The following is a 13296-nucleotide window of genomic DNA, read 5'->3' on the forward strand; positions in this document are numbered from 1 at the left end:
CTGCCCTGTCGACACAGACTAATGGGGTGCTGAAAAGTGAAAAAGCGGCTATAAAGCGTTTAACTGTCCACCAGGTCGTGACAATGAACCCTTTTGAAGACATGCGTATCTTTTGCCAGGTGATGGAGTCGGGCAGCTTCACCGCGGCGTCCGACAAGCTCGGGCTGTCCAAACAGTTCGTCAGCAGGCGTTTGATGCAGCTCGAGGAGCGCCTGGGTGTACGTCTGTTAAACCGCTCGACGCGGCGGCTGGACGTCACGCCGCTGGGCCAGAGCTATTACGAATCGGCCTTGCGCCTGCTGGCCGAAGTCGAGCAGGTGGAGCAGGGCATCACCGGCCAGAACAGCGAGCCACGCGGTACTTTGCGCCTGAGTGCGCCGCTGTCGTTTGCCGTGGCGCACCTGGGCTGCCTGTTGCCGCTGTTTCTGCAGCGCTACCGCGACGTGTCGGTGGAAGTGGACCTGAGTGACCGCCCGGTGGATTTGCTCAGCGAGGGTTATGACCTGGTGCTGCGCATCGGCGTGCTGGAAGACTCCAGCCTGATCGCCCGGCGTATCGCGTCAATCGACCGGGTCTACTGCGCCAGTCCTGCCTACCTGGCCGAGCGCGGTACCCCGGAAAAACCCGAGGACCTGCACGCCCATGACTGCCTGCCGTACGGTCATGTGCGTCAGGTGCAATGGCGTTTCCAGGGCGCAGGCAAGCCGCTGAGCCTGAGCGTCAGCGGGCGGATGCGGGTCAACAATGGCGAGCTGCTTCGGGATGCAGCCGTGTCGGGGCTGGGCATCACTTACCTGCCGACGTTCATTGTCGGCGCGGCCTTGCGCGACGGCAGCCTGGTGCGGGTGCTGGACGACCTCCGGCCGGAGCCGTTGACCTTGTCGGCGGTGTACCCACAGCATCGCCAGGCATCCAGGCCGGTGCAGGCCTTCATCGAGTTTTTGCGTGAGCGGCTGGACTCGGGCATCGACCTGGACGATCGTCAGGGGTAAGGTTTTTAGCTGAGTGTTTTGCATATTAGTCTAGAACAAAAATGAATTTAGCTAATTTTGTGCCGGGTGTTAGGGTCGTGCCATCTGCGTGAAAACGCACCTGTTGATGATCTGTGGAGAGCACCTGTGGCGAAAACAATCACCCGCTGGACAATGGGCCTGGCCCTGGCGCTTATGGTGTCGACCGGCGCCTACGCCGCCAATCTCATTGTCGGCGACCAGAGCTACAGCGCCCGCACCGTGATGGAGGCCGCGGGCGTGCTCAAGGACGTGCCTTACGACATCGAGTGGAAACAGTTCACGGCAGGCTCGCCTGTGGCGGAAGCCTTGAACGTCGGCAGTCTGGATGTGGGATTGCTGGGCGATTCGCCCGCGTTGTTCATGGGAGCGCTGGGCGCGCCGATCAAGGTGATCGGCGTCTCGCGGCAAAACCTCGACGGCGTGGCGATTGTGGTGCGCAAAGACTCGTCCATCAGAACCGTTGCCGATCTGGCGGGCAGGAAGGTCGCGATCTGGAAAGGCTCATTCAGTCAGCAGTTGATGCTGACCGCGCTGGACAAGGCCGGCATCGCTCGCGATGCCGTGGATTATCGCTACCTGAGCGCGCTGGATTCCTCCCACGCGCTGGAAGGCGGCTCGGTGGACGCGATTGCCACCTGGGAGCCCTACGTCACCCAGCAGGAGCGCCAGGGCGCACGCGTCATCACAACGGCCAAAGGGCTGATACCGGCACAAAGTTTCATTGTCGCCAACGATCGCGCGATCAAGGACAAGCGGTCGCAGATCAGCGATTTCCTCCAGCGCCTGCGAGCCGCCCGCGCCTGGTCAGTGAGTGACCCGCAGCACAACGAAATCTACGCCAGTGCCTGGTCTGCACTGACCAAGGCCGACGCGCAAGTCGCCAGCCGCTGGTTCTCCCGCGCCCAGGTCACCGTCGTGCCCATTACCCCTGACGTCGTTGCAGGCGCACAACAGACCATCGAGTTCTTCAACGGCGCCGGACTGACCAAAAGCTATCCCGCAGCAAGCGTGTTCGACGAGTCATTCAACGCAGTGCTCCAGAGTCAGACCCAGGTGTCACGCTAGATCGAGCGTTCCTCACGCTCCGCGTCCGGACGTTCCGGGCACGATCAGCAACGTGCAATCTGCTGAAACGCAGAAATTGTGGCCGGCGAATCGGTTCATCAAGCGACTGATCCATTGCTGAACGCACGCCATCGCCGGCAAGCCGCCTCCCACGGTTTTTGTTTGCCACGGATTTTGCATTCGGGTGTAGAGCACGATAAACATCACCAAACCCAAGGAGTCCGCCCTGACATGAGTCTGACCTCGCTGCATTGGGGCGCTTATCGCCCGCAGGTTGTGAATGGCAAGCTGCAAGCCTTGCAGCCTGTCGAGTGGGACAAGGACCCTTCGCCCATCGGTGACTCGGTGGCAGCGGCCATCACCTCGCCGACACGCATTCTGCGTCCGGCCGTGCGGCGCAGTTTTCTGGAGCACAAGGGCGGGCGTCCGCACTTGCGCGGGCAGGAGCCTTTCGTTGAGGTGTCGTGGGAGGTTGCACTGGATCTGGTCGCCCGTGAACTGAAACGGGTCAGGCAGGAGCACGGTAATCAGGCGATTTTTGGCGGCAGTTACGGGTGGGGCAGTGCCGGGCGCTTTCATCATGCCCAAAGCCAGTTACACCGTTTCCTCAACTGCATTGGCGGCTATGTGTCCAGCACCGACAGTTACAGCCTGGGTGCCGGACGGGTGCTTATGCCGCATATTGTCGGCAGCATGGATTGGCTGCTGGCGGCTCATACCTCATGGAAAAACCTCGCCGAAAATTGCGAGCTGTTCGTCGCGTTCGGCGGCCTGCCTGCCAAGAACGCCCAGACCAGCCCAGGCGGCGCAACGGATCACCTGCTTGCCGACGCACTGCAAAAAATGTCTGACGCAGGTGTGCAGTTCGTCAACGTCAGTCCGTTGCGTGAAGACCTTGCAGGCCCTGCGCAGATCCAGTGGCTGCCGGTCAGGCCCGGCAGCGACACGGCTTTGATGATGGCGCTGTCCTACGTGCTGATCACCGAGAACCTGCACAACGAGTCGTTCCTTCAACGCTACACCGTTGGCTATGAACGCTTTCGCGCTTACCTGCTCGGCCACACCGACAACCAACCGAAAAGCCCGGACTGGGCCGCAGCGCTGACGGATATTCCCTCAGAACAGATCGTCCAGCTGGCGCGCCAGATGGCCAGCAAGCGAACCATGATCAACGTTGCCTATTCGTTGCAGCGCTCGGTGCATGGCGAGCAGCCGTTCTGGATGACCGTGACCCTCGCTGCATTGCTGGGGCAGATCGGCCTGCCCGGTGCAGGCTTCGGCCTGGGATATGGCTGTATGAACAACACCGGCAGCGGACGCAAGGCGTTCTCCGGGCCGCGCTTTTCCCAAGGCAGCAACCCGGTCAAGGCGTTCATCCCGGTGGCGCGGGTGACCGACATGTTGCTCAACCCCGGCACCCCGTTCGATTACAACGGCCAGCGCCATACCTATCCCGACATCAAGCTGGTGTACTGGGCAGGCGGAAACATCTTCCATCACCATCAGGACCTCAACCGACTGCTGGGAGCCTGGCAGCATCCGCAGACCATCATCGTTCACGAGCAGTTCTGGACCGCGCAGGCCAAGTACGCCGATATAGTATTGCCCGCGACCACTGCGCTGGAGCGTGATGACATCGGCAGTTCGGCGTCAGACCGGTTCATGATCGCCATGCAGCAGGCCATTGAGCCTGTAGGCAAATCCCGCGATGACTACACGATCTTCTCCGATTTGGCCAAGCGCATGGGCGTTGCCGAGACGTTCACCGAAGGCCGCGATGCCCAGGCCTGGCTGCGATTCATCTATGACGATTCCCGCCAGCGTGCCGAGTCGTTTGGGATCGCGTTGCCAGCGTTCGACCAGTTCTGGCGCGATGGCCTGTTGGAAATCGACTTTCCAGAAACCGACAATGTGCTGCTCAAGGCCTTTCGGGATGACCCGGATGCCCATCCGCTGCCGACGCCGTCCGGGCGTATCGAAATCTTTTCCGAGCGCATAGCCGGATTTGGTTATGCAGACTGTCCCGGGCACCCGGTGTGGCTGGATAAACCTGCGCCTGCCTTCGCCTTGCACCTGCTGTCCAACCAGCCCAAGACCCGGCTGCACAGCCAGTATGACCACGGCAGCTATAGCCGTTCTTCGAAGATCCGCGAGCGCGAGCCGCTGACCATGAACCCGAAAGACGCGCAGGTACGCGGGATTGTCGATGGCGATGTGATCAAGGTTTTCAATGAGCGTGGCGCGTTTCTGGCCGGGGTGATCGTGTCCGAGGGTATTCGGCCCGGCGTGGTGCAGATCGCGACCGGTGCGTGGTTCGATCCGCTGGTGCGGGGCGAACGGGGCAGCCTGGAGAAGCACGGCAATCCCAACGTCATCACGCGGGACGTCGGTGCGTCGAGCCTGTCGCAAGGTTGCTCGGCACAGACAGCGTCGGTGGAAATCGTCAAATGCAATGAGCCGCTGCCATCGGTCACGGCGTTCGAGCCGCCACCGATGGCATGATCAAACACCGGCGTTGCGTGCAGCGAAAGCGGCCTTGCCGACGCCGATCAGCACGGCGTCGTTCTGCGGCGTATGAACCCGGCCACACAGCACGTTGCGGTAGTGACGCTGCAGCGGATTGCTGCGCGACAGCCCCGGATTGCCGGACGCTTCGATGGCCAGCTCCACGGCGCGTATCGCATTGCCGGTCACCAGGTATTTGAGCTGTCCGGCATGCTGCGCAGGCGTCAGGCCCTGAACCGCTGCATCCAGCAGGCTGCGGTTGGCGAACAGCAGCGTGTCGATGTGTCCGACGATTTCCTGAAACCGCGGCAGGGTCGAGAGCGCCGCACCGAGGTTGGACGGCTTGCGCTGTTCCAGCCAGTCCACAAGCCAGTCGCGGGCGGACCGGGCAATCCCGTCGTACACCGATGACAGCAGCACCGACATCCACAACGGACCCGCAGGGTCCAGATCCGGCTTTGGCGCGCTCCATGGGCTGACGCTCACCGCGTGCTCCAACGGCACCCGCACATCGTCGAAACGAATCTCGTGGCTGTTGGTGGCGCGCATGCCCAGATGGTCCCAGTCCTCGATGATCTGAATGCCGGGTGTGTCCTTGTGCACCAGCCAGGTGCCGACCAAGGGGTCTTCGTCATCGCTGCGGCCCCACACGGCAAACCAGGTCAGGCCATGGCTGCCGGTGGAATAGATCTTGGTGCCGCTGATGCGCCAGCCGTCGGCAGTACGCCGCGCGACAGTGCCCGGCAAACCGCCACGTGCCGGTGTGCCCAGGTCGGGTTCGACACGCAGAGCGTTGATCAGCGCGCCGTCGCGGACCGCCTCCTCGCCGACCCGTACTCTCAGGTCGCGGGGCCAATTCACGTTTTCCTGCAAGCGGGCGTGCTGCAGGTATTGCATCACCAGAATCAATGCCGTGGAGGGCTCTCCTTGGGCGACCGCGCTGATGACCTGCTGCGCCCGCGACAGATCCCCACCACCACCGCCCAGTTCGGTCGGTACGACAAGGCCCAGCAAACCATGCTGGTGCAGCAGGCTGAAGTTGGCGTGCGGAAAGGCAGCGCTGGTGTCGTAGTGCTCGGCGGTTTCGGCCAGCGTCGCCGTCAGGCTGTTCAGCCGGGCGCTAAAGGCGGCGTCCGACTCAGGCAACTGTTGACGAAGGGTAGAAGGGCTCATGCGGGGTCCTTTCGCAGTGGGGCAGCAAGCGGGTATGCGTTGAAAAGGCTGATCATTGGCGGGCGGTCTGGGCAATCCGAGGCCGCGCCACGTTGAAGCTTTTATCGAAACCTGTCGAGACGTCGATCGGCTTACTGAGAATGCCTTCGGCCAGATACGTATCCGCGGTGACCTGCAGACCCTGAATGATCGTGTCATCAATCAGCGTGCGCTGCATCTTCGTGGCCTTGGCAACTGACAGGTGCACCTCAAGCGGCAGTCCGGTGACCCTGGCTTGAGCGGCAGCGTATTCCTCGGGATGAGCGTTGGTCCAGTTGAAGGCGCGTTCGACCCTGGCGACGAAGTCGTCCAGTTGCGCACGCTTGCCGTCGATGGCCTTGCGGGTCGCGGCGAGGTAAAGGTGATTGCTCAACAGCTCGCTGCCGCTGACCAGCACACGCGCGTCGTTCTGGCTGATGGAAATGGTGGTGTAGGGATCCCAGGTCGCCCAGGCATCGGCGTCGCCACTGTCCAGCAGCAGCCTTGATTCACTGGGCAGCAGGTTGATGAACGTAACGTCGCTGGTCTTCAGGCCGGCCTCATGCAAGGCGCGGATCGCAAGGTAATGCCCGATGGAGCCGCGACCGGTGACGATGCGTTTACCCTTGAGGTCGGCGACGGTCTTGATCGGCGAGTTTTTTGACACCAGCAAGGCGGTGGTGAAGCGGCCTTGTGCGTGGGTGATGCTGACCACTTTCAGCGGCGCGCCCGCGCCCAGCGCAAACACGTAAGGCGCATCGCCCAAGGCGCCGATGTCCACCGCACCGGCATTCAGTGCCTCACCCAGCGGGGCGGCGGACGGGAATTCCGAGAACTGAATGTCATAGGGCACGTCCTTGAGCTCGCCGGACACCTGTAACAGCACTTTCAACAGGGACTTCTGGTTGGCAACCAATAATGGCGCCAGCTCCGCAGCCAGGGTCTGCTGACTGGCGAGCAGGCTCAGCAAAGTGGCGAGCAACAGGCTTTTCAGGGGTGTGGTGGTCTTGAAGAAAGGCGCCATGGATGGGGAACTCCGTAATATCAAACAAAACGTAACTCACTGGAGGAACACTATTGTTGTAGGCGGCGGTTCGATCCTCAGATCACCCGAAACCCATGTGTCCCGTCGCGGCCCAGTTGCTCGACCAGACCAAACTCCCAATCCAGGTACGCCTGCATCGCGGCCTTGGGCGCGTCGGTGCCTTCGTAAGGACGGCGGTAACGGTCGATACGCGGCGACGCCAGACGCGTTTCGCCGTGTTCCAGTGCAAACCCGGCCTTGACCCAACTGGCCGTGCCGCCCTCCAGCACAAACACCGGCCGGTCCGTAAGGGCCTCGACGTCGGCGGCTGCGAAGCGTGCCAGACGACTGCTGCCGCAGGTCAGCACATAGCGCTCGGCCGCGGGCACTTTCGCCAATGCCTGTTCGAGGTCAGCCCGCAGGCTCCACCAGGCGCCGGGAATGTGCTGCTTCACGTAATTGGCGCTGGTCGTGAAATCCAGCACCGCAACGCCGTCGTGTGCCTGCCATTGGGCAAGCGTCTGGGCGCTGATGAACTCCACCTGCGCAGGTGAAGGGAAGGGCGCGTCCCAGTCGCCTTGTTCAGAGAAATCCGGCGCGTGCAGGCCATCGATGACCGACACATCCCAACCCAGTTGTGCCAGCCACGACGCCGACATGTTGGCGCGCACGCCGTCGTCGTCCACCAGCACGATTCGCGCGCCACGGACGCTGGCGTAGTGGTCGGTTTCCTGCACCAATTGCCCGCCGGGTGTCGAACGCGCTCCGGGCAAATGGCCCTTGGCAAACTCCTCCGGCGTGCGTACATCGAACAGGTACGTCGTGCGCGTCGTCTGCGCCTGCCAGCCTTGCAGATCAGTCCGGCTGGCACGCTGCACGCCTGCGCGATCGGCCACCTTGCGAGCATCGGCGCTGGCAGAGTCGCGGGTCTTTTCGCTCACCTCGGCGAAGCGCCTGTTCTGCCCATGGTCCAGTGTTTGATCGGCGAGCAGCCAGCCGATGGTGCCGTTACGCAGCGCGTGTACCTGATTGGGCAGTCCTGCGTTGATCAACGACTGGGTGCCGATGATGCTGCGGGTACGGCCCGCGCAATTGACGATAATTCGGGTGTTCGGGTCCGGTGCCAATTCGCGGGCGCGCAGCACCAGTTCCGCGCCGGGCACGCTGATACCGCCGGGGATGCTCATGGTCTGGTACTCGTCGTAGCGGCGCGCATCGAGCACCACCACATCGGCCTGGCTGTCGAGCAACACTTTGACCTCTTGCGCGGCCAGCGATGGTGTGGCGCGATGATGCTCCACCAGTTCGCCAAACGCCTTGCTCGGCACATTGACGTCGATAAACAGCTCGCCACCGGCCTCGCGCCAGCCCTGCAGACCGCCGTCGAGCAGCTTCACATCGCTGTAACCCAAGGCTTGCAAGCGTTGCAGGGCAATATCGGCCAGGCCTTCGCCGTTGTCGTACAGCGTGATGGCGGTGTCCCGCCGGGGGATGCGCGAGAACACCTCCAGCTCCAGTTTCGACAGCGCAATGTTGGCGGCAAACAGCGGATGCGCTTGCGCAAACGGCGCTTCTTCGCGCACATCAACCAGCGCCAGTTCCTGACGGTCCAGCAACGCCTGGCGAATCTCGGTGAAGGATCGGGTTGCGTGTGCGGTCATCGGGTCAGACTTCCTGTCGGCTGTGCAAGAGAAGGGCTAGCGGTGGCGTTGGAATAGCCGGAGATAAACAGTTTTTCGCTGCCGTCCAGTGCGTAGACGGCGCGCCGTACCTGGCCGATGTCGGCGCCGTACACATGGATGCTGATCGAGACCTGATCGCTGAAGGCGTTGCTGACCTGATGCACATCGTTGTGCTGTGGCGATAACGCTTCGACCTGACCTGGCACCAGACGCACAGCCGGGCCTTGCCGTTCAAGGCGTCCGTCCTGACCGCGCACATAACCCTGGGCGTCTTCGGCACCGCGCAGCATGCCGATCAGCCCCCAGACGCGGTGGTCGTGAATCGGTGTGCGTTGGCCCGGCCCCCAGACAAAACTCACCACCGAGAAGCGCTGTTGCGCGTCGGCGTGCAGCAGAAATTGCTGGTAGCGGGTCGGGTCGGGCGTGGCGAATTCATCGGGCAACCAGTCGTCATGGCTGACCAGTTGCGCAAGCAGTCTGCTACCGCGACGCAGCACATCGCTCTCATGGGTGTCGCTGTTGATGAGTTCAGTCAGTGCATCGATGAAGGCCCCGAGTCGTTCGGGGTGTCGGTTCCGGGTCATGTCCATTCCACAGCAGTGTCGAGTAGATAGATGGATATAAGCATAATTATTGTATTTAATATGCTTTTTTTTAATGATTAGGTTAGAACGAAAACGTCTTTCGCCGCTGACTGTTCCGGCTTATGTTTCAAGCGTGGGCTATCCACGAACGGCCGTTGGCACTATGCTTTTTGCCTATGTTCCTCTTATATTTTTATGTGCGGTCCGAATGAAAATTGATGATATCGATGCGTTCGTTGCAGTAATTCGCTGCCAGTCGATCAGCCTCGCGGCCGAGTCGCTGGACCTGACGCAGCCCGCCATTACGCGCCGGGTGCAGAATTTCGAGCACGCCCTGGGTGTCGAGCTGTTCGATCGCAACACCAAGCCGCTCAAGCCCACGCCCATGGGTATCCAGGTTTATCAGAAGTGCCTTGCGATCCTGCGCGAGATGGACGCGCTGCGCGAATTGGTGGCCAGTGACACACCGCCCAGCGGACTTTTGCGTCTGGGTGTGCCACAGACCATTGGTGATGTGGTGCTGCTTGATGCGCTCAAACAACTGCGCGGCGAATATCCCGACTTGCGCGCGCAAGTGAGTACCGGGTGGGGCAGTTACCTGATCGGCAAGATCGAAAACGGCGAGCTTGACGCCGCCGCTGCGCTGTTCCCGGCAGGCAAGATCTTCCCGGAAAACATCGTGGCGCATTCCATCGGCAAGATGGAGCTGGTGGTGGTTGGTGCGAAAAACACCGTGTCGAAAAAGCCTGTCAGGCTCGCCGACTGCTACGAACAGGGCTGGGTGCTGAATCCGGACGGTTGCGGTTTCCGGTCCGGGCTGCAACGCACCTTGTCCGATCAGGGCCTGAGCATGAAGGTCAATCTGGAAACCTTCGGCACCGAGCTGCAACTGGGGCTGGTGGCCGATGGCATGGGGTTGGGCCTGGTGCCGCGCCCATTGCTGGAACGCAGTATTCATCGCGATCAACTGGCGGTCGTGCCTTTGAAAGACTTCAAACCGGTGCTGGATCTGTGGCTGTTCTACCCGCGTTTTCTGGGCAACCTGCAAGGGCCGGTGGAGGCTTTCGGCGCGTTGGTCGCGCGGTCGCTGGATCAGGTTTCAGCAGCGGCGTGACGCGTACTGCAGGCAGGCGATGGCACCTGCCTGTGTTCCCTGTCTATGTCGTCTGCTGGTGGCTCAGGCAACTTGCTCGCGGGCCTCGCGCTCGCGCCGGGCAACCAGTTCGCGGGTCAGCGGGATCAGCTTTTTGCCGTAATCGATGGCGTCATCCAGCGGGTCGAAGCCGCGAATCAGGAAGGTCGTAATCCCCAGGTCGTAGTAGTCCAGCAGCGCTTCAGCGACCTGTTCGGGTGTGCCGACCAGTGAGGTCGAGTTGCCCTGAGCGCCCAGCAGACCGGCTATACCTGTCCACAAGCGCTTGTCCAGACGCGAGCCTTGCGCCGCCGCGGCCAGCAGGCGACGCGAGCCTTCGTTCGGCGGCTCACGACGCACAAAACCGTTGCTCTCGGCCAATGCCCTGGCCTTTTCCAGAATACTGTCGGCACGTGCCCAGGCCTGCGCTTCGGTGTCAGCCAGAATCGGTCGCAGCGACAGGCTGAAACGAATGGTGCGACCATGTTTGGCCGCTTCGGCGCGTACCTGTTTGACCACGTCTCGCACTTGTTCGTACGTCTCGCCCCACAGCGCGTAAACGTCGGCATGTTTACCTGCCACGGCAATCGCAGCGGCTGACGATCCCCCGAAGTACAGCGGAATGTGTGGCTGCTGTGGCGACTTCACCAGTGAGTGCGCACCTTCAAACTGGTAGTACGTGCCCTTGTGGTCGAACGGTTCATCGCGTGTCCACTCCTGGCGCACCACGCTGAGGTATTCGTCGCTGCGTGCGTAGCGCTCGTCCTTGCCGATATGACTGCCGTCGGCACGCAGTTCCTTGTCGTCGCCGCCGGTGATGATATGGACCGCTGTGCGCCCGCCGTTGAACACATCCAGCGTCGCGAACTGGCGGGCTGCGACGGTCGGCGAAATGAAGCCGGGACGATGCGCGATCAGAAACTTCAGTGTGCGGGTCACACTGGCAGCGTGCGCAGCCACCAGTGTGCTGTCCGGGCTGTTGGAATGGTAGGCGATCAATGCCCGGTCGAAACCTGAGTCTTCATGAGCCTTGGCGACTTGCCGCACGTAGTCGGGCTGGATGGTCGCGCCACTGCGTGGATGGATTTCCGATCCGGGCTGCGTGGCGATGTAGCCAATGAATTCGATACTCATGAATAACTCCTGCCAATGGTTGAGGTCCGTTCGACCTTGTCGAGGAGCACCATAAAGGGCGGAAGCAACGGCTGTGAAATTCGATTTTGGTCTAAGTTAATTATAAAAAATATGCATTATATTGTTTGTGAATAATCAAATATTTTAACGATTAGCTTATGTCTAAATAGAATTTCACTTAGCGTTCTTATGCACCTAGCATGAGGCTTATCCCGTGAGTCGGGTGCGTTTGCCCGACCCGATCAGCAAGGATGCCTACATGTCTGAAACAACGCTCACTTCCATCGACGCCGGTTATCTGGTCGTCAACAAGCCTGAACAGCAGCAGGTCGCCCGGGCTCGCCGCGAATGGCGTGTGCCGGGATTCGTCCTGCGCCTGCTCAGTCCGTTGGCGCTGTTGCTGCTCTGGGAGCTGGCCTCACAGACCGGCTTGCTGCCCAGCCGGGTGATTGCCGCGCCGTCGCAAATCGGCGGTACGCTCTGGTCGATGATTCTATCGGGCGAGCTGGGCCGGCATCTTTGGGTGTCCTTGCAGCGCGCGCTGCTGGGGCTGAGCATCGGTGTCAGCATCGGGGTGGTAGCCGCGTTGATTACCGGGTTGTCCAAGCGCGGCGAATGGGCTCTCGACTCGCCCATGCAGATGTTGCGCACGATTCCGTCGCTGGCGCTGGTGCCGCTGTTCATCCTCTGGTTCGGCATTGGCGAGTTCACCAAAGTGGCGCTGATCGTGATGGGCACCACGTTTCCGGTTTACCTGAATCTGTTTTCCGGCATTCGCAACATCGACCCCAAACTGATCGAGGCCGCCAACACACTTGGCCTCAGTCGCCGCCAACTGATCTGGCACGTGATCCTGCCGGGCTCGCTGCCTTCATTCTTTGTCGGTCTGCGTTATTCACTGGGGATTTCCTGGCTGGCGCTGGTGTTCGTCGAACAGATCAACACCACGGCGGGCATCGGCTATCTGGCCAGTGATGCCCGGGACTTCATGCGCACTGATGTGATCGTTATCTGCCTGTTGATCTACAGCGTTCTGGGGCTGGTGATCGACGGCATTATCCGCACGCTGGAGCGCTACGCCCTGGCCTGGCGCCCGACTTTTTTGAGGAACTGAACATGACTGCTCTCGATGTGCGCAACACTCAGGCGTCCCTTCATCGTGCCCCGGAAAAAGCCATTCAGGCTCCGGTTCAGCTACGTAATGTGGTTCGTCAGTTCGGCCAGCAACGGGTGATCGATGGTCTGGATCTGGACATCGCACCGGGCGAATTCGTCGCCTTGCTCGGTGCCAGCGGTTCCGGCAAGACCACCTTGCTGCGCACCCTGGCCGGGTTGGACAGTATCGACAGTGGCGAGCTGCGCGTGCCGGTGGCGAGGGCTGCAGTCTTTCAGGAGCCGCGCCTGATGCCATGGAAAAGCGCGTGGAAAAATGTGGTGCTCGGCCTGCATATCGATAACCCCAGGGCGCGAGCGGAAGCGGCGCTCGGCGAAGTCGGTCTGTCTCATCGAATCAATGCCTTTCCGGCCACGCTGTCGGGCGGGGAGGCGCAGCGCGTCGCGCTGGCACGCGGGTTGGTGCGTGAACCCAAACTGTTGTTGCTGGACGAACCCTTTGCCGCACTCGATGCCTTGACGCGCATCCGCATGCATCAGTTGATCATCGACCTGTGGCGCAAGCACACGCCGGCCGTGTTGCTGGTGACCCACGATGTGGATGAAGCGATTCTGCTCGCTGATCGGGTCATCGTGCTGGCCAACGGCAGGATTGCCGACGAGATCCGCATTGACCTGCCGCGTCAGCGCGACAGCGGGCAGGCCGGGTTCCAGGTGATTCGCAGCCGCTTGTTGAGCCTGTTGGGTGTCAAAGGGCATCAGCAGGACGCCGATCCGGACGATCTTGCGCACAACCCGACGCTCAACGACATTCGACGCGTCGCCAACGCTCGTTGAGTGAGCGAACGGTGCG

At 61.4% G+C, this 13296-nt stretch carries 11 protein-coding genes; 6 read left to right on the plus strand and 5 right to left on the minus strand.

The features are described 5' to 3' along the window. Window positions 1–83 precede the first annotated feature (83 nt). The 3 genes from BUB69_RS11065 to BUB69_RS11075 all read left to right on the plus strand — a co-directional run bounded on the left by BUB69_RS11065 (window position 84) and on the right by BUB69_RS11075 (window position 4580). A complete protein-coding gene (locus BUB69_RS11065; protein ID WP_073166155.1) occupies window positions 84–992 on the plus strand; it encodes a LysR family transcriptional regulator in 909 nt (302 codons plus the stop codon). Window positions 993–1145: 153 nt separating this feature from the next. Then, on the plus strand, window positions 1146–2078 hold the full coding sequence (locus BUB69_RS11070; protein WP_073166158.1) for an ABC transporter substrate-binding protein: 933 nt from the start codon (window positions 1146–1148) through the stop codon (window positions 2076–2078). Between the two features lie 231 nt (window positions 2079–2309). Then, entirely contained in the window at window positions 2310–4580 is a 2271-nt protein-coding gene (locus tag BUB69_RS11075; protein ID WP_073166161.1) for a molybdopterin guanine dinucleotide-containing S/N-oxide reductase, read from the plus strand. Here BUB69_RS11075 and BUB69_RS11080 read toward each other — a convergent pair whose 3' ends face one another. The 4 genes from BUB69_RS11080 to BUB69_RS11095 all read right to left on the minus strand — a co-directional run bounded on the left by BUB69_RS11080 (window position 4581) and on the right by BUB69_RS11095 (window position 9064). Then, entirely contained in the window at window positions 4581–5756 is a 1176-nt protein-coding gene (locus tag BUB69_RS11080; RefSeq protein ID WP_073166164.1) for an acyl-CoA dehydrogenase family protein, read from the minus strand. Window positions 5757–5808: 52 nt separating this feature from the next. After that, window positions 5809–6798, minus strand: a complete 990-nt coding sequence (locus BUB69_RS11085) for an ABC transporter substrate-binding protein (protein ID WP_073166167.1) — start codon at window positions 6796–6798, stop codon at window positions 5809–5811. Between the two features lie 77 nt (window positions 6799–6875). Then, window positions 6876–8459, minus strand: coding sequence for a rhodanese homology domain-containing protein (locus tag BUB69_RS11090; protein WP_073166170.1), 1584 nt, complete (start codon window positions 8457–8459; stop codon window positions 6876–6878). After that, the gene (locus BUB69_RS11095; protein ID WP_073166173.1) at window positions 8456–9064 is read right to left on the minus strand and encodes a cysteine dioxygenase family protein; all 609 of its coding nucleotides are present in this window, start codon (window positions 9062–9064) and stop codon (window positions 8456–8458) included. The genes BUB69_RS11090 and BUB69_RS11095 overlap by 4 nt, the downstream gene beginning before the upstream one ends. A gap of 208 nt (window positions 9065–9272) precedes the next feature. Between BUB69_RS11095 and BUB69_RS11100 the strand changes: the two genes are divergently transcribed. Continuing rightward, window positions 9273–10178, plus strand: coding sequence for a LysR family transcriptional regulator (locus BUB69_RS11100; RefSeq protein ID WP_073166177.1), 906 nt, complete (start codon window positions 9273–9275; stop codon window positions 10176–10178). 63 nt (window positions 10179–10241) lie between these two features. Here BUB69_RS11100 and BUB69_RS11105 read toward each other — a convergent pair whose 3' ends face one another. Next, a complete protein-coding gene (locus BUB69_RS11105; protein ID WP_073166180.1) occupies window positions 10242–11330 on the minus strand; it encodes an LLM class flavin-dependent oxidoreductase in 1089 nt (362 codons plus the stop codon). Between the two features lie 259 nt (window positions 11331–11589). Here BUB69_RS11105 and BUB69_RS11110 point away from each other — a divergent pair, with 259 nt between their 5' ends. Both BUB69_RS11110 and BUB69_RS11115 read left to right on the plus strand, forming a co-directional pair. Beyond that, window positions 11590–12444 (plus strand): ABC transporter permease, encoded by an 855-nt coding sequence (locus BUB69_RS11110; protein ID WP_073166743.1) that lies wholly within the window; start codon window positions 11590–11592, stop codon window positions 12442–12444. Between the two features lie 2 nt (window positions 12445–12446). Further along, window positions 12447–13280, plus strand: coding sequence for an ABC transporter ATP-binding protein (locus tag BUB69_RS11115; protein ID WP_073166182.1), 834 nt, complete (start codon window positions 12447–12449; stop codon window positions 13278–13280). The last annotated feature ends 16 nt before the right edge of the window (window positions 13281–13296 follow it).

This window comes from Pseudomonas asturiensis, assembly GCF_900143095.1.
GTDB lineage: Bacteria > Pseudomonadota > Gammaproteobacteria > Pseudomonadales > Pseudomonadaceae > Aquipseudomonas > Aquipseudomonas asturiensis.

Coding starts and splice junctions, on each gene's coding strand:
- BUB69_RS11080 (WP_073166164.1), bottom strand. CDS start 5,756: ATGAGCCCTTCTACCCTTCGTCAACAGTTGCCTGAGTCGGACGCCGCC.
- BUB69_RS11090 (WP_073166170.1), bottom strand. CDS start 8,459: ATGACCGCACACGCAACCCGATCCTTCACCGAGATTCGCCAGGCGTTG.
- BUB69_RS11115 (WP_073166182.1), top strand. CDS start 12,447: ATGACTGCTCTCGATGTGCGCAACACTCAGGCGTCCCTTCATCGTGCC.
- BUB69_RS11110 (WP_073166743.1), top strand. CDS start 11,590: ATGTCTGAAACAACGCTCACTTCCATCGACGCCGGTTATCTGGTCGTC.
- BUB69_RS11065 (WP_073166155.1), top strand. CDS start 84: ATGAACCCTTTTGAAGACATGCGTATCTTTTGCCAGGTGATGGAGTCG.
- BUB69_RS11095 (WP_073166173.1), bottom strand. CDS start 9,064: ATGACCCGGAACCGACACCCCGAACGACTCGGGGCCTTCATCGATGCA.
- BUB69_RS11070 (WP_073166158.1), top strand. CDS start 1,146: ATGGGCCTGGCCCTGGCGCTTATGGTGTCGACCGGCGCCTACGCCGCC.
- BUB69_RS11105 (WP_073166180.1), bottom strand. CDS start 11,330: ATGAGTATCGAATTCATTGGCTACATCGCCACGCAGCCCGGATCGGAA.
- BUB69_RS11100 (WP_073166177.1), top strand. CDS start 9,273: ATGAAAATTGATGATATCGATGCGTTCGTTGCAGTAATTCGCTGCCAG.
- BUB69_RS11075 (WP_073166161.1), top strand. CDS start 2,310: ATGAGTCTGACCTCGCTGCATTGGGGCGCTTATCGCCCGCAGGTTGTG.
- BUB69_RS11085 (WP_073166167.1), bottom strand. CDS start 6,798: ATGGCGCCTTTCTTCAAGACCACCACACCCCTGAAAAGCCTGTTGCTC.